Below are 19,718 nucleotides of genomic sequence, written 5' to 3'. Positions count from 1 at the left end.
TTATGTAAAAAAGAAAAGAACCCCATGGCAATGGGGTGCACGATGACCGTACACACGATTGACACAGGGTTCTCCTCATCTCTACCCGCTATATTCACTGTTTAATTCCATCATACAATAGACCCGCGATTGAGGAAATGGGCATTTAGATTTAATTTAGTGTATATTTTGAATTTTTAGATATATTATTGAAATGAAGAGGGAATTGGTGTATGATGAAAGGAATAAGAAGAAGCTTGGTAGGAAGAGTAGAAGAGATCCCCTATGAAGCGAATGGTATGATTTTTTTCACAAAATGTGGAGAAATCATGTATTCGTTTTGTGGCGCGGTCTTTTTTTCATTTAAGGAGGAAGAGGGCATGGCGCATTACATGAATGAAGTAACGAGATTCTTCTGGCAGCATGATATTTATTTTCGGATTGTCGTGAGCGCAATATTGGGGTTCATCATAGGCTGGGACCGGACATCCAAAAATAAGCCCGCGGGTTTGAAAACATACACGTATGTATCAGTGGCTTGTACCTTGATCACAATCGTCTCGATCGAAGGCGCCGAGATGCTCAGTCAACCGGGCAGTGGTAAGATGATGGATCCTTTCCGTCTTGCAGCTCAGATCGTATCCGGTTTGGGATTCCTTGGGGCAGGCGTAATCCTGAAGGACGGTTTGAGGGTAAAGGGACTCACTTCAGCAGCGATGATTTTCTACGTGGGGGGAGTCGGTATCGGCATTGGAGCGGGATTCTATTCCATCGTCATCTTTGCCACACTGGTAACCTTCATTATTACGAAAATAGGAAACATCTTTGAAGAGCGTGAGATCACAATCGTACGAGTTCGCCTCCCGTGGGTCGGGAAAAAAAGAAAAGAAGACGATGCAGAAAAAAAGGTAGGGACCTAAAAGGACTGGAACTCAGAGGAGTTTCAGTCCTTTCTAGTCAAACATCCAGATTCCAAAGCTTCGGATCCCCCGAAGAAATGGCGAGGGCGCCGGCACTCAACCCATTCAGAATATCCTGCTTATTACTGATCAAGCCACCAGCAATGATGGGGAGGGTTGTCATAGTCGTGAGTTTATCAATAATAGAAGGCATGAGACCAGGTAGGACTTCAATGGCATCGGGCTTGCAGTTATGGGAGATGTCAATCCCCTTCTCAAGGGCATTGCGATCGATCAGAAAGAGACGCTGGATTGTCATCAAGCCTTCTTCCTTCGCATACTTGATCAGATTACTCCTTGTCGTAATGATGCCAGCGGGCTTCCATATTTCTGCTATGTATTTAATGGCACTCTTCGTATTAGACAGCCCGTCGATGAAATCAATATGGATAAACGTAGTTTTACCGGCTTCCTTCAGCTTTTTCAGATAGCCGTTCATCGTAATCAAATTGCCCGTAAGGATGAAGACGATGTTGGCGTTTGACTGTATGGCTTTATCCAGGTCCTTTTCTTCTTTGATGGAAGCGATGACCTGGGATTGGACGATGTCGATAATATTTGGTTTCATGAAATTGGCCCCCTTTGAAAAGTCTGAATATTTTTTCTTTTAGTATAGCATAGTTGTAAAAGATGCCTCATACAATTATCGGTTGTAAGAACCGGTAAAGAACCAGAGCTGATCAATAGACGGAAGCATTCCGCTTAATTCGTCATAATGCATGAGAATGGTCATTAATCATGAACAAATAGTAATGATAGAAAAGAGAAAAAACGCTTCGATACAAAGATATCAAAGCGTTTTTTGTTTGGAAAGACGATCCTCACACCGGCATCAAAATCCGAATCGAAGTCCCTTCCCCAGGCGTGCTCTTCACGCTGATGCTTCCCTGGTGAAGCTGGATCAACTGCTTCGTAATGGCCATCCCCAAGCCGGTTCCGCTTCCTGAGTCGCTTGTGTTGGTGCCGCGGTAGTAGCGTTGGAAAAGGCTGTTGACGGTTTTTGGGTCCATGCCGATTCCTTCGTCAGTGATGGTGATTTGGCACAGGTGATGTTCGATGACATCAAGGGAGACGGTGATCGTCGTTCCTACCGGGTTGTATTTCAGTGCGTTTTCGACGATGTTGTCGATGATTCGTTGAAACCATTTGGGGTCGACGGATGCTGTGACGGTTTCGTCCTCTGCCTGGAAATCAATGTTCATTTCTTGGTAGTCCGGGTTGTTCATATAACCGATGATGGTCCGCCGTATGAGTTCGGTGATATTCTTTTTTTCACGGACGATCGGCAATGCACCGTTTTTGATGCGGTAGGTCAGCGTCAGGTCATCGAGTAAATCCTTCATATACGCCGATTTGTTTCCGATGATTTCAGCGAATTCCCTCACTTCCTCCTCGGACCAGTGATATTCCTTTGACTCCAGCATCTTGGAGTAGCCTGCGATGGAGGAGAGGGGTGTTTTCAGGTCATGAGAAATGCCGCTGATCCATTCCTCGCGGGTCACTTTGATTTTTTTTCGTTGATCCTGGTTGTCTTTCAAGGTGTCCGTTAATTGTGAAAGGTTCGTGATCAGCTCTTGATACAGCTTGTATTTTCGTTTGATCTTTCCGTTCTTTTTAAAAAGGAGGGGCTGTTCGACGTGATTGACGGGCTGCTCATAGACGCCGTTCCCGAGCTTCTCGATCCACTGCATCATGGTCATCAGGGGTTTGCCGAATTTGCGGGCATACCAAAAGGTGATGAGAAGGAGCAGTAGAATGAGCAGGACAGAAACAAGGATGATGCTGTTTCCAACCTTGCTGTCGATTTTCTCTTCCAATGTAGCTGCCATGTCCTTGAGAGGCATTCCCATCAAAATCGTTTGCTGCGTACCCTCATTATAATAGGAAGAAACGGATTCTTCCTTGGTTTGGGTCATGGTGAGGATTTCTTGATGAGAGTATGTCTTGGGCTTGTTCCCGGCATTATAGCTGTCTATCACTTTTCCAGAACTGTCCACGAGCTGGACCCAGGCGTTAGTGGTCTGAAGTTCTGAAAGGACTCCTTTCCGAAAGTCTAATTTTCCCTTCTTCCAATTGACGTGCTGTTTCACAGAATCCAGGAGAAGTGATTCTCCATTTTCTTCTCTGAAGAAGACCAGCGGGGCATCAGGTTCGGTTTCATTCAACCGCCAGTAGGAGTAGTCGAGCGTTGGGTCATTCTCCAATAAGAGTCCGGCGAGTTCTCCCTCATTAAAAGTGGAAGGGGTGTCGTCAAGCTCGGGATATCCTCCGAGGAGCTTTCCATCCGCAGACACGACCAGCAGGCGGCCGTGCTGTTCTCCCACCAGCTTTTTCAAACGGTCGGAAATGCCGGCTTTTCCATCTTCAACCGTAATATTTTGCGAAATAAAATAGTCTTCCGCCAAGGACAAATCGTTTTCTGCTTCACTGTCGGAAAGGAAGTAGCCGATGATTCCGAAAAGGAAGAACAGCAGCACTCCGCTTAGGAAGAAGATGAGCATGAGCTGCAGAAAGAGCTGGACGACAAACCGTTTATGAATGTTCATGCTGCGCTCCGTGCGGGATGAATTTGTATCCCAGGCCTCTAACCGTCAGGATATACCGGGGATCGCTTGGGTTTTCCTCGATCTTTTCCCGGAGTTTCCGGATATGCACCATCACCGTATTGTCCTCGCCAAGGAATTCCTCGCCCCACACTTGTTCATACAGCTGATTTTTGCTGAACAGCTGGTTGGGATGTTTGCAAAAGAAAATCAACAGCTGATAAACCTGTGCCGGCAGCTCGACCTTCCTTCCTTTTACCGTTACCTCCCCGGAAGAGGTATTGACGATAAGACCGCCGAATTGATACGTTTTTATCTTAGGCTTCATGGAAGGAGCGACGGTCTTTCGCCTGAGGTGTGCCTTGATCCGGGCGACGACTTCCAGCGGATTGAACGGTTTGGTGATATAGTCATCGGCTCCTAAAGCAAAGCCTGACAGCTTATCCAAATCGGTGGTGCGGGCAGTCAGGAAGAAAATGGGGGCGTCGGTTGTTTCCCTGATCAGCGGACAGATCTCAAAGCCGCTCCGGTCCGGCAGCATGACATCCAGCAGGATCAAATCATATCTTTTATCACGGCTGCGGGCTAACGCATCTTCCGCGTTATGGGCGGAATCTATGTATGTGAACTGTTCTTTTTTTAATATGGTCGTAAGCATCTGGACAATGGACACTTCATCATCGACAATCAGAATCTTGCTGTCATGCATCTTGTAATCTCCTATTCTTACTGAATTCATAGCTCCATCATATCAATTATTTTTATGAAAAAGTAGGAATTAAGGTAAAATTAAGGAAGAGGTTCACGGACCTTAAGATACCCGATGTATGATCAGGATATCACAGAAAAAAGTGTTCATATTGAAGGGAGATAAGGTATGTTTGCCATTGGAAAGAGAGAATTTCTAAAACTATTTAAAGGAATCAAGTCGATGATCATCATTATGATTTTGGTTGCAACGTCCTACTATTCTGCTAAGTTTTCAAATCTGTTGCTCTCGCTGGAAGAGTTCTCAACTGAGGATTCCGATAAGATTGAATATGCGGGGTTATTGATCCTGCTGCTTTTCCTGGGGCAGCTATTTGTGATGGGGCTGTCACATGATGCGATGAACAGGGAAACCCATGACCGGACGATACGGTTTCTGGTTACAAGGACATCGAGGCTGTCGATCTTGCTCGGAAAATTTTCCGGCATTGTGCTGTTTTGGCTGGTATGTGTCGCTGTATCTTACCTGATCATCTTTTTCATGACAGGGACCATGGACCCTCTCAGTTTTTTTCAGACGATGAGTTTATTGATCTATCAAATTGCGCTGACCATCCTATTGTCAACTTTGATCCCGAAGCCGGCATTCACAATGTTTCTCAGCATTGTCATTGGCCTGGCGTTTCCGATTGTAAGTCTGTGGTTATCATTCACCAGCAATTCCTATGTGAGCTGGCTGAAATTTCTAACCCCATTCTATTACTTGGAAGAGGATTATATGTTCTTGTTGATCTTGCCGCTGGCCGCTGTCATGTTCATACTATCCCATCTTGTATTTAAAAGGAGAGAGTGCTGATGGCTGCGATTGAAACGAAACAACTTGTTAAATCGTATGGAAGAGTGAAGGTCGTAAAAGGAATTGATCTGTCTGTCCATAAAGGGGAAATCTTTGGGTTCCTCGGAAGGAACGGAGCAGGAAAATCAACCTTCATCAATACGCTGACAGGGATCATCCATCCGAGCGGGGGTTCGTTCTCCCTGCTGGGGACGGCTGGAGTCACGGATGACGTCAAAAAACGAATTGGGGTCATGCCCGACTATACAAGCTTTGACGGCGCCATGACCGGGATCAGTTATTTAAAATTTTTATCAGAGGTGTCGGGGAAAAAAGCATCGACTGAAAGGTGCCTGGAAGTCCTGAAAAAGGTGGGACTGGAAACCGATGCCGCTAAAAAGGTAGCAAAATATTCGTTCGGGATGAAAAAGAAGCTTGGCATTGCCCAAGCCATCATCCATGATCCCGAATTGATCTTCCTGGATGAGCCTACCTCCGGACTGGATGCAGAATCGGTCGTTCACATACATACCTTGATCCGCGAACTGCACCAAAAGGGAAAAACGTTGTTCATGACGTCACACAATTTAGATGAAGTGGAAAAGCTCTGCTCCCGGATCGCCATCATGAAAGAGGGGCAGATCGTAAAAATAGGCTCGATGGATGAACTCAGATCCTTCTATCAATCCAGGATCGTTGTGAAAATAAAGCACGGAAACATCCCGGCAACAGAAGAAGGTCGGTTAACACAATGGCTTGAAGGTGCGGGGGAAGACGTGGAGATTCAGGATGGGTATATACACATCACTGTCGAACAGGAGAAGAAGATTGCGGAAATCATCCGGGCCTGCAATGAGTGCAAGGTGGATGTCTATCGGGTGGAGGTTGAGGAACCATCCCTGGAGGAAATCTTCCTCGATGAACAACAAAATACACATCACGGTTAGGAGAAAGAAGTATGGAAATGCCACAGAAAAAATTAGCAAAAAAGGTTGTCCAGGTCTGGCTGGCCAGTAACATCATTTCATGTGTTGTCGGGTTTGCCGTCCTTGGAATGCTGTTTTACCTTGATCACCGGTTCCAATGGACAGAGTGGATAGGCTGGATCCTGATCGCACTGGCTGTCTATTCCGTCATCGATTTCATTTGGTCGTTTTTTCAGCCCGGATTTCTGTACAGAAGCTGGCGGTTTGATTTTGATGAAGAATTTTTACAATTGAAATCGGGTTTCTGGCAGGAACAGCATCACCTCGTGCCGATGACGAAAATCCAGGCGGTGTCGACTTCACAAGGACCGCTGCTCCGTAAATTCGGGCTGCGTTCCATCGGGATCGAAACGATGGGATCTACTCACGAGATACCCGCCTTGTCAGAGGAATTGGCCATTGAAATCAGGGACACCATCGCTCATTTTGCCAAGGTCAAGGAAGTGGAACAATGAGTTCCCCAAAGCGCTATCATCCACTCATGATGGTCCTCAAGCTCTGGGGCTTGGTCCGCGGTTCTTTCTTCTTCTTACTATTTCTATTTGTCATCAAGGCAGGGTCCGACTCGACCATCGTCTATTATGCGAGGTGGGGATTGCTGGCCGTCATCGGAATTTCCCTTCTGGCGATTCCATTGAAGTGGTTGTTTGAGACTTACGCTTATGATAAAAAGGCATTCTATCTGAATAAAGGAATTTTGTTCAAATCAGAACAAACGATAGCTTTTTCAAAGATTCAAAATGTGAATCGCCACGTATCGGTCATTCACCGGCTGTTCGGCTTGACGGCCCTCCATTTCGATACGGCGGCGGCAGGGGAAGATGCATCCGTTACGTTTGAGGCTTTGACTCTCCAGGAAGCGGAAAAGCTGGAGGAGCTGGCAGCGAACAAGGAAGAAAAGGAAGCTGTCCTTGAGGAAACAGAGGAAGGGCAGGATGCTGCCCCCGTTCTACCGAGCGAAAGGACCTTGCACTTCCGGCCGACAAAAAAGGATACCATCAAAGCGTCTTTCATTTCGCTGGGCTTTCTCTTCCTGGTTCCGTTGCTGTTCTCTTTTTACTCGAATATCAGTGACATCTGGAATGTGGACGAAGAGGCAAAGGGCATCTTTTCTTGGATTGCCCAGTCTCCGCTGACCTTCATCATCGTATTGGCAGGGCTTCTGATTGTATCCGCCGTCCTGGGGGTGGTCCGGACGTATCTGAAATATGGAGCGTACGAGCTTTCCTCCGACAAGGACCGGATCTACATCACAAACGGCGTCATCGAGCTGCAGAGTTTCTCGATTTTAAAGGAAAGAGTGCAAGCAGTGGAGTTGAAGCAGTCCTTGATTAAGCGGATGTTCGGCATGACCGAGGTCGAGCTGATCAGTATCGGGCAAGGTGTGATTTCAGAAGACAGCCCTGATATTAAGTCGCTCTATCCATTTCTCCCGACCGACCTCGCGTATGAATTGGTAGAGGAACTTCTGCCAGGCTATCAGGTGGAGAAGAAGATGAACCCGCTGCCGTTAAAATCACTGGCGATCCGAATGATCCAGCCCAGCTGGATCTGGGTCATCGCTACAGGGGCACTCTTTTGGTTCAAGCCGGCGGTCTTTGGGATAGCCGCCTCCTGGATCTACGTATCGATCTCCCTGCTGATTGCGATCTTGGTGTGGAGATGGCTCAATTTCCTTCACACCGGCTATCTCCTGCGCGACAACTTTGTCCAATTCAAAAAAGGCTTCTTTGAATCGTCGATTTTCTATACGAAGCGGGAAAAAGTGATTGAAGTCGAAGTGAGCCAGTCTCGGCTGCAGAAACTGATCGGAGCCGCATCCATATCGACCATCAATCGGGCCAAACCGATCCGGGTCGAGGATATCAGGGATATTCCTTTTTCTGTGGGGGAAGAGTTTTATCGTTGGTATTTGGGACGGAAGGTGTGACAGGTGGAACAGGGTGTACAAGGGGAAGGGACTCGGTTCATCCATCAACGGAAACGTCAGCCGGGTGGTCGACCATCCATCCCTACAACAAAATTGGCACTGAATTCCTTTGTCATCCACACGAACGAATTCAGGGAATCGGTGAAATCCACCGAGGGTGACCGTGCCCTGGTGATCGGGGCAAAGGCACTTGCGCTGACGGAATATGAACTGCTAACGGATAAGGGGATTTTAGAAGAACTATGGAAAGAGTTCGGTTCAGGCAATGAAGGATGAGAAGACAGCCAGATCAAGGCTGTCTTTTTTCTGTTGATGGAGAATGTTCCAATGTTTAACAAAAACCCTGAGAGGATAATGAATAAATGAGAGCTAGTATCGTAGAAACCCAAGAAAGGAGAACGACATGAAAAAACTACTGATAGCAGGAAATCTTTTTTTCGCCCTCTCGATCCTGGGAGCGTGCGGTTCTGACGAGGCCGAACCCGAAGAAAACACTTCAAATGATACGGCAGAAATGAATGATCAGCAGGATACCCAGGAAATGGAGGAGCCCACAGCAGACCTGTTCAGCAGTGAAAAGCTGCAGGAACGAATTCAAAAGGGGATGGATCTTGATTCCTATTCTGCTGAATTGACAGCAATGGAGGAAAAAGGAGAAACCACCCTCGTTAAAAAGTACAACTTGACCGGGAATGAAGAAATTAAAGCACAAATCCTCCAATCCTCAGACGGGTTTGTCGCAGTTGAAACGGATGGTCTTGAAGTAACAGACGTTTCAAGCTTCAAAACCATGCAGGAGGTCGAGGATCACTTGAATGAAAAGGATATGGAAGAAGATATGAGTGAGTAAACGGTCCATACCAGGCGTAATCCAATAATAAATAGATAAATGAAAGGAAGCGTTGATCTAAAAAGGATCAACGCTTTTTCCTATGAAGTTAATTGATTGAAGGGCAGGTTAATGCATTAAATTTAACAGTTGTTTAGCTTCATAATTAATCGCCCTTTGTAGGTGTGGTCCCAGATTTCCATTTATTACAGATATATTTAATAAAATAGTAGGTTGGTCTTCAATCAGTTGCGACCATGAAATATCTATGCTAAAATTTTTAGTGAGTGATTACTCACTTTTTTATTATGGTTTAAATGTACGAAAGGATAAATATTTTTAAAAAAAGTATACAATGATGTATTTCAATAAGTTGGAAATACTTTAAGTAAAGACAAGCATTTAGACAGTGTGAAGAAAAGGATTGTTGATTTTAGCTTGGACGATCATGAAGGGTGTAAGGGAAAGTCCGACCGGTGTGATAGTTTTAACCATAATAAGCAGTTCAAATTAAGGGAGGAATCATAATGAACCCGGATATTCTGATAGTAGGAGCTGGTCCGACTGGTCTGGTCATGGCTCTAAGGTTGTTGAAACACAATGTTTCTTTCCGCATTATAGACAAAAACAGCGGTCATGGGGAAGCCTCCAGAGCACTGGTGCTCCATGCAAGAACGATGGAGTTCTATCGCCAGCTTGGGTTTGGCGATGAGATATCAGAGTTAGGGATTAAACTGGAATCCCTTCATATTCGTGAAGGTTCCAGAGAAAAAGCCCACTTGACCTTTAAGGATTTAGGAGAGGACTTGAGTCCATACCCGTATATGCTTAGCTATCCACAAGATGATCATGAACAGTTTCTCGGTGAAAAGTTAAAGCGGGCTGGAATAGAGATTGAGTGGAATACGGAGCTTCTTTCGTTTGAAGATAAAGGGGATTATGTTGAAGCCGTCCTTTCAAAGGATGGACATGAAACATCCCTCCGTACCGCTTATCTTTGCGGATGCGATGGTGCTCACAGTCCTGTTCGTAAAACCCTGGGCCTGGGTTTTTCCGGTGGAACATATGATAAGCTCTTTTATGTAGCTGATGTGGAAGCAGAAACACTACATGATGCTTCTATGAACCTTTATCTGGACGCAGAGGGCTTTTGTGCCTACATGCCTGTAAGAAGTTCCGGGATGGTCAGGGTGATCGGGATCATTCCTGAGAAGCTCGCTCAAGCAGAACATATTACGTTCTCATCCATCAGCGGTTTTGTAAAAGAAAAGGTCGGGTTGGATGTGAAAAAAGAAAACTGGTTCTCAACCTATAAAGTTCATCATCGTGTAAGTGATCATTTTCGAAAGGGAAGGGTCTTTATTGCAGGGGATGCAGGGCACTTACACAGTCCTGCAGGAGGACAGGGAATGAACACGGGGATTGGGGATGCAGTAAATCTGTCATGGAAACTGGCAGAGGTGCTTAAGGAAAAGGCACATCCTGATATCTTGGATACTTATGAAACAGAAAGAATCACTTTTGCAAGGACCCTTGTGGATACAACCGATAAAGCATTTCAGAACATTGTGGGAGAAACCTTCAAAAGTAAAGTGATTCGAACGGTCATCATGCCTTATATTGCTCCATTCCTCCTCGGATTCTCGACTACCAGGAAGGCCGCATTCAAAGTGATATCACAAACGAGAATTCATTATCACGATAGTCGCTTGAGTAAAGGGACTTCAGGTAAGATTACCGGTGGTGACCGGCTTCCTTATTACCAGAATGGTCCTATGGATAATTATGATCCGCTTACCTCTTGTGAATGGCAAATCCACATTTATGGGAAAGCTTCAGAACAGTTAGGGAAATTCAAGGAAGAATCTGGAGCCGAATTGCACGTCTTCCCTTGGGAATCACCTATGGAAGAAAAAGGTCTAATGGAAAATGCTATCTATCTGATCAGACCAGATGGCTACATTGCTTACACCAATCAAGACCAAGATCTCAATAGCCTAAAGAATTATCTTCAATCTTATTCGCTCCGATTTAAGTAAGACCTTACGAATTGATACTGCGTGAGTGAAGAGGACTAGGATTGAGGCATGACCCTGTGGGATATCCGGACGATTTTTCTTTTTCGAAAGATCGTTCGGGTCTTCAGGCATCCTTTGTATGCAGAAAAGCTTCTGAATGTTCGTGGAAACAGAGGTCGATTCCAGCCTGAAGTCAATCTGGGAGGGGTCTGAGATGGCCAATGTCAGAGATAGGAAGTTCCGGTGAATGAATTTATAATCGTATAATGGATATAATTTAGCCTCCACAATTTCATTTGACAAAATTCAAACCATGCATTATATTTAGTTTGTCAAACTAAATTAAAGGTGGGTGTTGCTACTTTGGAACAAATCCTTCGTGAATTCATCGTCACACTCGACACCTCATTCAAGAAGTTAGTACAAGAAACAATTGAAACTGCAGGTGTTTCGAATTTAAGTGTGAATCAAATTCAATATATACAAGCCATCGGAAAACTTGGAAATCCGACGATCAGTGAGATTGCGGATTCCCTCAATATTACGAAGGCTTCAGCCACGGCGGGGATTAACAAGCTGGTTTCTCTCGGTTATGCGAAGAAAACACAATCCACGGAAGACAAACGGATCTATCATGTGACATTAACTGAATCAAGCCTGACATTCATGCGTTTGAATCAGCAGGCCTTGGAGGATTATGTCTCATTTATCGAACACCTTCTTACCGCCGAGGAGACGGAGCAATTCAAGAGAACAATGGAAAAGCTGATCAAGGGATTCTACGAAAAGAACACTCAATGATCATAGGAACAGGGGAAGAGCTCTGTTTCAACATAAAGTAAGTTAGTCTAACTAATATAATAGAGTAAAAGGTAAGTTAAACTAACTAAATAAAATGAAAGAAACTAATTGACCTTAGGAGTGTGTAAACATGAAAATTTCAATCTTAACAACAGGTACAAGAGGGGATACCCAACCTTACATTGCCCTTGGAAAGGAATTAAAGAGTCTTGGTTATGAAGTCAAACTTGCTGCGTTTGAGAATTATGGGAAGTTAGTAGAAGATCATGGATTGCACTTCCATCCCATCAAGGGAGACATTGCCAAGATTTCGAGGGAAATGTCCAAGAGTTCAATTGAGTCAGACAATCCCATTAAATTTTTTACGAGCTTTCAGAAGATGAAACCGTATATAAAAGATAAACAACTGGGCATGCAAAGGGATCTGTTCGAGGCTTGCGAAGGAGCGGATGCCATCATCTATCATCCAGGAGCAGCCATCGGGGAATTTGCAGGTGAGCATTTCGGTGTACCGGCGATCCTTGCCTCCCCTTTTCCTATGGCACCTACCAGGGAGTACCCTGCCTTGATCTTTTATCAGTTGAGATGGGGGAAGACGGCCAATCTGCTGACCCACAAGTTGTTTGAAAAGGGATTTTGGCTTACCGTCAAGCCTCCTATCGTCACATTCTGGAAGGAACGATTTGGGAAGCTTCCACCCCATTTCAACAACCCATTCGGTAAGGCGGAGACAAACAATCATACGTCTATCATGTCGATTAGTCCGCATGTCTTTCCGCAGCCAGAAGGACAGATGAAGTCCTTTGGGTACTGGTTTCTGGATGAGGATCTAGGTGAATGGAGCCCGCCGGCGGATCTGGTTGAATTCCTGGAGAAAGGGGATGAACCTGTCTATGTGGGATTCGGGAGCATCTACGATGAATCCCCGGAAGATACAACCAAATTAGTCGTAGAAGCTCTTAGAAAATCCGGAAAGAGGGGGATTATTGGCATGGGGTGGAATCACGTCGATGACAAGGATGAATATGAAGATATGTTCTTTATCGAAAGTATTCCTCACACATGGCTCTTCCCGAAAGTTTCCGGGGTCATTCACCATGGAGGAGCGGGTACGACTGCAACTGCATTCCGTTCAGGTGTTCCGAGTGTCGTCATCCCGCACGGAAATGATCAGTTCGCCTGGGGAAAACGGACAGAAGAATTAGGAGTGGGTTCCACCCCTATTCCAAGGAAGAAACTGACGGTGGATAATCTATCCAAAGCGATCGGTCATATTCAATCTTCCCCTGTGAAAGAGGCTGCCCAAGAATTGGGGAAACAGGTGCAACAAGAACATGGTGCCAGAGATACGGCCCGTTATATCCAACATTTTCTGAAAGGGTAGGGATCAATATGTCAGAACTAAATCGCAAGGAGCTCCGTTTCGGCCCAATGTTTACGGTCATGCTGCTTGGGGCTTTCATGGGGATTCTAAATGAAACGTTATTGTCTACGGCGTTGCCATCGATTATGAATGATTTTGGGTTGAATGAAAACAAGGTTCAGTGGCTGACAACGGCTTTCTTACTGACCAATGGTGTGATGATACCCGTTTCGGCCTATCTCACTGAGAGGTTCTCGACCAGGGCGTTATTCCTTTCTGCAATCGGATTATTTGGTCTTGGGACAATAGTGGCTGCACTCTCCCAAAGCTTTTCCATGTTATTGCTTGGAAGAGTGGTGCAGGCCGCAGGTTCAGGCATTATGCTTCCTTTAATTATGACGATCATTCTGACCATTGTTCCGAAAGACAGAAGGGGAAGGATGATGGGCTGGGCTGGAATCGTCATCTCCTTTGGCCCGGCGATTGGTCCCACGTTGTCTGGGTTACTACTGGAATATTTCTCGTGGAGAGCATTGTTCTTGATCGTAGTGCCCATTGTGGCGGTGGTGATGATGCTGGCGATGATTTATGTGAAGAATGTGACAAAACTGACCCGGCCAAAAATCGATATTCTGTCGATCGTCCTCTCTTCTCTGGGGTTTGGGGGCTTGCTCTATGGATTTAGCATAGCCGGGGAAAAAGGTTGGTCCAGTCCAAGTGTCCTTCTCTTCATCCTATTTGGCTTCTTAACACTTGGGGTGTTCATCTGGAGGCAGCTCAGACTGGAACAACCGTTACTTCAATTTAGAGTCTTTCGTTATAAGAGATTTACATTGTCGCTTGTCATTACCATGGTCGTGATCGTGTCCATGATCGGCGCAGAAACATTGCTTCCTTTATATATGCAGAATGTACGAGGGTTCAGCCCGCTCCAGTCCGGGTTAATGCTATTACCGGGGGCGATTGTTATGGGAATCATGTCCCCTGTAACCGGAATCCTCTTCGACCGCTGGGGAGCAAAGAAACTGGCGGTTCCGGGACTTCTGATTGTCGTCGTGACCTCTTTCCTCATGACGAATTTGTCCATGGAGACGTCGATTATCTATCTCTCTTCGGTTTATTGCCTTCGGATGTTCGGCTTATCTTTAGCGATGATGCCGGTCATGACGAGTGGCCTGAATCAGATTCCTGTTCAATGGAGTGCCCATGGATCGGCACTGGCGAATACGTTCCAGCAGGTATCGGGTTCGATTGGAACCGCTATATTGATTACGGTGATGACCATGTCTTCACAGAGTTACACAGATGTACAGGGAAAGGGGACCAATGGGCTAGGGGAGTTGGCCATGATTCACGGATATAACCAAGCATTTCTCTTTGCTACAATCCTTGCCATTGGTGCATTGGTTCTATCCCTCTTCTTAAATAGAGAAACAGCAGACCAAACGGAAAAGAATGTAAGCGAAGCATATTAAAAGTAGGAGGAAGAGTGTATGAATGATATTAAGATCAGTAACGTTAATAAATATTATAAGCTTGGTAAGAAAGACAGAATTCAAGTATTGCATGATGTAAATGTGGCTTTCAATAAGGGAGAGTTTGTATCCATCCTGGGGGAGTCCGGGAGTGGGAAGTCCACCTTGATGAACATCATCGGTGGCATGGACCGTGAGTACGAAGGTGAAGTGAAGGTGGATGGGAAAAGCCTTCAAGAGATGAGTGAAAGCGAGCTTGATGCCTACCGTAAGCTGAAAATCGGCTTTATCTTCCAGAGTTTTAATCTGATCAGCCATTTGTCGGTCCTTGAGAACGTGGTGATGACAATGCAGATGACCGATATGAAGACTTCTGAAAGAGAACAAAAAGCGAAGAAGACATTGACTGAACTTGGTTTGGGCGACCATCTCCATAAGAAACCGAATCAACTCTCAGGAGGTCAGAAACAGAGGGTAGCCATTGCCCGTGCTCTTTCCAATGACCCGGATATTATCTTGGCGGATGAGCCGACAGGGGCGCTGGATAAGAAAAACAGCGAACAGATCATGCAGCTGCTGGATCAAATTGCTGCACAAGGGAAGCTTGTTATTACTGTTACCCATTCTCAAAAGGTGGCCGACTATGGAACCAGGATCATTACGATGGACGACGGAACCATCATTAAAGATGAGTCGGTCAGGGAGACTTATGATAGGAAACCGTCAGGGCAAAAGGTGAGAACGAAGAATTTGAAGTTTGCAGCAGCGATAAAGATGGCTTTTAACAATATTCGTTTGAATCTGAAACGGAATCTTCTAGTCTCTTTTGGCGGGGCAATCGGGATTTTAAGTGTCATTCTTATGTTGGGGCTTGGTACAGGGGTGACCGACTATATCAATAAAGAAATAAATGCAAATGTAAACCCGAACCTTATTCAAGTGACGAAATCCCCTGAAGATCAATCCAATGCCGGCTCAAGCCCCCTTCCAAATCCAGTACAGGAGACAGTGACTCTGGAACAGAAGGATATTGATCAAGTGAAGAACATTGAACATGTGAAGAATGTGGAGAAGGTCTATACGTTAACCATGGGAAGCTCCGTTCTCTATAAGGACACTTCGGTGAATATCGTTCAGTACCAAACGATGAATCAATCCGTGACGGGAGAAGACCTGATAGCAGGAGACCTGCCTGAAGATCAAGAAGTATTGCTTTCTGAAACGGCTGCAGAAAAGGCGATAGATTCCCCGGAAGATCTGGTCGGTGAAAAGGTGGAAGTCTACATCAACACAACGGATAATCAGAACAGACCAGTCGTCCTTAAGGAAGAAATGAAGGTGTCAGGAATCATCAAAGGCAGTATGAATCAGGATCTTGCCTATACCTCCTATCGAACATTGGAAAACATGTACAAACAGGATGACATCACTTTAAAGGCTACCCAACTGAATGTGACGGTGGAAAGTGAGAAATACGTGGATATGGTTGAGACCGACCTCAAGGATGCCGGATTCACCGGTACCGGAGTCGGGAACATCCTGAACCAGGTGACAAATTATTTAAATATCGCCACAAATGTCCTTGCAGGCATAGCGGGAATTTCCCTGCTTGTATCTGCCATAATGATTATTGTCGTGTTGTATATCAGTGTGGTGGAAAGAACAAAGGAAATTGGCATACTACGAGCGGTGGGGGCCAGAAGAAAAGACATCAAACGCATCTTCTTCTCTGAAGCAGCTCTGCTTGGACTTGCAAGCGGAGTGATCGGTGTACTCATTGCTAGTGGCATCGGAGTTCTAGGCAATAATGTCATGCAGCAGGCATTCGAAGCGAAGTTGATCCAGATCAGCGCGGGAAATATGCTGACAGGCATTATCATCAGCGTAATCATTAGCATCCTTGCTGCTTTAATGCCCGCTGCCAAGGCATCAAAGCTGGATCCAATGGAATCACTGAGATATGAATAAGGGAACTATCCCCTCTGGGAGTGATTTCGGGTAGATAGGTCAAAAAGAGTCCATGCATTGCTGGGCTCTTTTTTGTGAAGGGCACCTATACCCATAAGTAAGAGATAATAGAAGATTAGCCCAGCTCTAATACAGATCGACAAGTAATCTGGTAAGAGAACGTATATACTGGACCACTTGTTAGAGCATCAGTTAATCCCAAATTTAGTTTTGCTGTAGTCATTATACGCCATTCATCGATAGATTGATCAAACAGTTACCGACAATGTCCATGTTCCTTTTCCATCCTTTAGACAACCTAAATGTTTTTTACTTTTATCTTCTCCAAAATGGGGTAAAGAAGAACTATATCCTATTTTCCTAGTTTAGAGGAAGGTAGAAGACTAATAGAAAGGGTTGATAATTGGTGGAAGAATCAAAAGATCAAAAAAAGGATAGGAAGAAAAAGATTACGCCTCTTAGAACTGGGGTTGTGTCCTTCATATTAGGTGTGTTGGTCATGTTTCTCGTTGTGGAAGGTTTTAATTTTCCAATCGGTTCTGAAATGAATGGTTCTGAAGGGGCCTCATCTCAACCGAAGGCAGTTAAGGCCAGCGCAGAAGGGAATGACGACAGTCAATCCATCGCAGAAGCGGTGAAGGAGAGCCGTTCATCGGTTGTCAGCGTTGTGAAATTCGAAGGTGGTAACATGTTTGAAGGGTCTGATCCAAGGCCAGCTGGCTCTGGTTCAGGGGTGGTTTATGAAAAACAAGGCGGTAAAGCTTACGTTGTCACCAATCACCATGTGGTGGAAGGAGCCAGTCAGCTGGAAGTCACGTTGAATGATGGTTCTAAGATTCCTGCTAAATTACTGGGATCAGATGCTCTCTTGGACCTGGCCGTTCTTGAAGTGGACTCAGAGAAAGTGAAGCATGTGATTGAAATAGGGAAATCCTCCAGCCTGAAGCCTGGTCAACGTGCCATCGCCATCGGAAATCCTTTAGGATTCCTGGCAGGTACCGTAACGGCAGGTGTTATAAGTGCCGCCGACCGTTCTATGCCCGTGGATGTGAACAAGGATGGAGTAGTAGACTGGCAGTCTGAAGTCATTCAAACCGATGCTTCCATTAATCCAGGAAACTCTGGTGGTGCCCTAATTAATTTAGATGGAGAATTGATCGGGATCAATTCTTCCAAAATTGCCATGGAGAACGTAGAGGGAATTGGCTTTGCCATCCCGGTGGACATCGCCATTCCGGTCCTGAAAGATCTAAAGGAGTTTGGGGAAGTGAAACGTCCTTACATCGGCATTGTTCCTGTTTCGTTATCCGAAATTCCGTCGCAATACTATGATACACCTCTCGATCTTCCGGAAGAAGTGAAGGAAGGAATCGTTGTGAGACAAGCGGATCCGGGTTCACCTGCTGAAGAAGCTGGTCTCCAGCAATATGACGTCATTACCATGATCGATGGTGAAAAAGTGGAAAAGGTCAGTGACCTGAGAAAATATTTATACAATGAAAAAGAAGTAGGATCAAAGATTGAAGTGACTTACTATCGGGGGGGAGAAAAGATGAGCACGACTTTAACACTGATTGAACAAGAGGAATAGAGCTTATGGTAAAAGGGTCAGTTCCAGGTAGTATGTAGTGCTACTTTGGGGACTGCCCCTTTTTATTATTTTCCTGATAACTTTAAGTGATAAATTCTACTCTGTTGATAACCCAGCTCGCTTTGAATACGGTCAAACTCTAAAAGGGATACTTTCGGATTGGCCAAGGAAGGGGTTTATCCATATCCAATGATTCTTTTTATCCCTTTCGGTAATTGACTCGTTGTTCTCCTTGCTTTTTTTGGTTACCCCTGGAATTATTTCTTTAAAAATCAACCAATTGTTTATCACTATATATACGTGGTAAACAAAAACTAAGTACTTACAAACTACACTTACAAGGGAGAGAGTTATAATGAAAGTAAGAAATTTATTACTAACATTACCACTAAGTGCAGGACTGGTTTTAGCCGGTTGTGGAAATGATGAAGGTGCCGAAGAGGAAGACAATAATATGGAACAGCAGGACACTTCACAAGATGAAAGCAATACGGATCAAGGATCAGAAAACGAAGATTCTATGAATGAAGATAAAGCGGATGAAGAAGATAATGAAGGTATGCTTAATGAAGATCCTTCAGGTGAAACATTGAGTGATGATGAAGTGGATAAGGACGATAAAGCTTCAGAAGAACAATAGAACTCATTCTAACAAAAGCTCAGTTTCTAACGAGTAATGAATTGAAAGAGGAAGCCGGATGACAAAAGGTCTCCGGCTTTTTTGAGTTGAGTAGAGAAATAAATGCGTTATTCAAGAATCGCTACACCCTCCATTAGGAATAAAAAATCACTCAAAGAAGCCACCCCTTTCACAAACCGGCTACTTTAGGGCCTTGTTAAGGAAGTTGACACTATCTATTCCATGTTAAGCAATAAAGACAGGTTTTGAATTAATCTCTCTTCTACTCTTAGAACAAAGACAACCCCTTTAAAAGATAGTCGGAATTAGCCCACCATCCATACGGATTGGGGATCCTTTAAATGCCGATGCATACGGGCTACAGAGGAATGTAGTAAGTCTTCCTATTTCTGTCGGTCGGATAAATCTTTGGATCTCAGATTGAGGCAGGTTTGAAGTCATGAAATCCTTCTCTTTCTCTGAAAAAGTCATGTCTTTTCTATTGTACATACCGTCAATGATTTGATGAACATTTTCAGAGAGGGTTGGTCCTGGCATGATTGTATTGACCGTCACACCTTTCCCAACTGTTAATTTAGATAGGCTTTTTGACAATGATAAAAGCATTGATTTTGTCATACAATACTGAGGCATTTGTCCTGAAGGCATCACGGCTTCTTCACTCGCTATAAAGATAATCCGGCCAAACTCATTGTTCAACATTTTTGGTAAATAAAATTTAGATAAACCATTTGCAGCAAGAACATTGGTGCGGAAGTAGGTTTCCCATACTTCATCGTCTACGTCCTCATACTGCATGATTTCATAGATCCCCATATTGTTAACTAATATATCAATGTAGGGATGCTCTTTGAATAAATTCTCTCGCTGTTCTTTATCTACTATATCGGCTGCAGCATTTTGAGGAGAGGTTGTAGGGAATTTTGATTTAATTTCATTTACAACTTTTTCTACCTCTTCATCATGACGGCCATTAATAAGGACATTTACCCCTTCCTTTGCAAGCTCAAGAGCGATAGCTTTACCTATACCTTTTGTTGAACCTGTAACTAAAGCTGTCTTATTGGTTAGTCCCATTTCCATCATACATTTC

Annotated in this window: 19 protein-coding genes; 15 read left to right on the top strand and 4 right to left on the bottom strand. The window is 44.6% G+C overall.

The annotated features are described in order from the left end of the window. The first annotated feature begins 371 nt into the window (after window positions 1-371). Window positions 372-899 (top strand): MgtC/SapB family protein, encoded by a 528-nt coding sequence (locus tag M1J35_RS19945; protein WP_371928766.1) that lies wholly within the window; start codon window positions 372-374, stop codon window positions 897-899. Between the two features lie 37 nt (window positions 900-936). Here the strand turns inward: M1J35_RS19945 and M1J35_RS19940 are convergent, their stop codons facing one another. The 3 genes from M1J35_RS19940 to M1J35_RS19930 all read right to left on the bottom strand — a co-directional run bounded on the left by M1J35_RS19940 (window position 937) and on the right by M1J35_RS19930 (window position 4,190). Next, window positions 937-1,506, bottom strand: a complete 570-nt coding sequence (locus M1J35_RS19940) for a glycerol-3-phosphate responsive antiterminator (protein ID WP_034756381.1) — start codon at window positions 1,504-1,506, stop codon at window positions 937-939. A gap of 253 nt (window positions 1,507-1,759) precedes the next feature. Next, window positions 1,760-3,484 (bottom strand): sensor histidine kinase, encoded by a 1,725-nt coding sequence (locus M1J35_RS19935; protein WP_254652092.1) that lies wholly within the window; start codon window positions 3,482-3,484, stop codon window positions 1,760-1,762. Next, the gene (locus tag M1J35_RS19930) at window positions 3,471-4,190 is read right to left on the bottom strand and encodes a response regulator transcription factor (RefSeq protein ID WP_254652091.1); all 720 of its coding nucleotides are present in this window, start codon (window positions 4,188-4,190) and stop codon (window positions 3,471-3,473) included. The genes M1J35_RS19935 and M1J35_RS19930 overlap by 14 nt, the downstream gene beginning before the upstream one ends. 168 nt (window positions 4,191-4,358) lie before the next feature. On the opposite strand from M1J35_RS19930, the gene M1J35_RS19925 reads away from it, so the two are divergent. From M1J35_RS19925 to M1J35_RS19860, 14 genes are all read left to right on the top strand, one after another. Next, a complete protein-coding gene (locus M1J35_RS19925) occupies window positions 4,359-5,045 on the top strand; it encodes an ABC transporter permease subunit (protein WP_079533339.1) in 687 nt (228 codons plus the stop codon). Next, window positions 5,045-5,971 (top strand): ABC transporter ATP-binding protein, encoded by a 927-nt coding sequence (locus tag M1J35_RS19920; RefSeq protein ID WP_034756392.1) that lies wholly within the window; start codon window positions 5,045-5,047, stop codon window positions 5,969-5,971. The genes M1J35_RS19925 and M1J35_RS19920 overlap by 1 nt, the downstream gene beginning before the upstream one ends. Window positions 5,972-5,982: 11 nt before the next feature. After that, a complete protein-coding gene (locus M1J35_RS19915; protein WP_254652090.1) occupies window positions 5,983-6,465 on the top strand; it encodes a PH domain-containing protein in 483 nt (160 codons plus the stop codon). After that, on the top strand, window positions 6,462-7,940 hold the full coding sequence (locus M1J35_RS19910) for a PH domain-containing protein (RefSeq protein ID WP_254652089.1): 1,479 nt from the start codon (window positions 6,462-6,464) through the stop codon (window positions 7,938-7,940). Before M1J35_RS19915 ends, M1J35_RS19910 begins: the two co-directional genes overlap by 4 nt. A 3-nt stretch (window positions 7,941-7,943) precedes the next feature. Then, on the top strand, window positions 7,944-8,216 hold the full coding sequence (locus M1J35_RS19905; protein ID WP_254652088.1) for a hypothetical protein: 273 nt from the start codon (window positions 7,944-7,946) through the stop codon (window positions 8,214-8,216). A gap of 127 nt (window positions 8,217-8,343) precedes the next feature. Next, window positions 8,344-8,790, top strand: coding sequence for a hypothetical protein (locus M1J35_RS19900; protein WP_224522270.1), 447 nt, complete (start codon window positions 8,344-8,346; stop codon window positions 8,788-8,790). Window positions 8,791-9,296: 506 nt separating this feature from the next. Continuing rightward, complete coding sequence (locus M1J35_RS19895; protein WP_254652087.1) at window positions 9,297-10,808, top strand: FAD-dependent monooxygenase; 1,512 nt, start codon at window positions 9,297-9,299, stop codon at window positions 10,806-10,808. A 48-nt stretch (window positions 10,809-10,856) separates the two neighbouring features. After that, window positions 10,857-11,000 carry a hypothetical protein gene (locus M1J35_RS19890; protein ID WP_254652086.1) on the top strand — a complete coding sequence of 48 codons (144 nt, stop codon included), beginning with the start codon at window positions 10,857-10,859 and terminating at the stop codon, window positions 10,998-11,000. Window positions 11,001-11,150: 150 nt separating this feature from the next. Next, the gene (locus tag M1J35_RS19885) at window positions 11,151-11,588 is read left to right on the top strand and encodes a MarR family winged helix-turn-helix transcriptional regulator (protein ID WP_159362523.1); all 438 of its coding nucleotides are present in this window, start codon (window positions 11,151-11,153) and stop codon (window positions 11,586-11,588) included. Between the two features lie 130 nt (window positions 11,589-11,718). Continuing rightward, entirely contained in the window at window positions 11,719-12,972 is a 1,254-nt protein-coding gene (locus M1J35_RS19880; RefSeq protein WP_254652085.1) for a glycosyltransferase, read from the top strand. Window positions 12,973-12,980: 8 nt separating this feature from the next. Next, window positions 12,981-14,426 carry an MDR family MFS transporter gene (locus tag M1J35_RS19875; RefSeq protein ID WP_254652084.1) on the top strand — a complete coding sequence of 482 codons (1,446 nt, stop codon included), beginning with the start codon at window positions 12,981-12,983 and terminating at the stop codon, window positions 14,424-14,426. A gap of 18 nt (window positions 14,427-14,444) precedes the next feature. Continuing rightward, window positions 14,445-16,394 (top strand): ABC transporter ATP-binding protein/permease, encoded by a 1,950-nt coding sequence (locus tag M1J35_RS19870; protein ID WP_254652083.1) that lies wholly within the window; start codon window positions 14,445-14,447, stop codon window positions 16,392-16,394. 499 nt (window positions 16,395-16,893) lie between these two features. After that, complete coding sequence (locus tag M1J35_RS19865; RefSeq protein WP_254652082.1) at window positions 16,894-17,985, top strand: S1C family serine protease; 1,092 nt, start codon at window positions 16,894-16,896, stop codon at window positions 17,983-17,985. A 355-nt stretch (window positions 17,986-18,340) separates the two neighbouring features. Then, entirely contained in the window at window positions 18,341-18,625 is a 285-nt protein-coding gene (locus M1J35_RS19860; RefSeq protein WP_254652081.1) for a hypothetical protein, read from the top strand. A gap of 288 nt (window positions 18,626-18,913) precedes the next feature. On the opposite strand, the gene M1J35_RS19855 is transcribed toward M1J35_RS19860, so the two are convergent. Continuing rightward, the gene (locus tag M1J35_RS19855; RefSeq protein WP_254653812.1) at window positions 18,914-19,708 is read right to left on the bottom strand and encodes an SDR family NAD(P)-dependent oxidoreductase; all 795 of its coding nucleotides are present in this window, start codon (window positions 19,706-19,708) and stop codon (window positions 18,914-18,916) included. Window positions 19,709-19,718: the final 10 nt, after the last annotated feature.

It is taken from the genome of Rossellomorea sp. KS-H15a (assembly GCF_024195245.1).
GTDB lineage: Bacteria > Bacillota > Bacilli > Bacillales > Bacillaceae_B > Rossellomorea > Rossellomorea vietnamensis.
The sequence above is the reverse complement of the archived record's forward strand: the minus strand, read 5'-3'. Positions and strand labels throughout refer to the sequence as shown.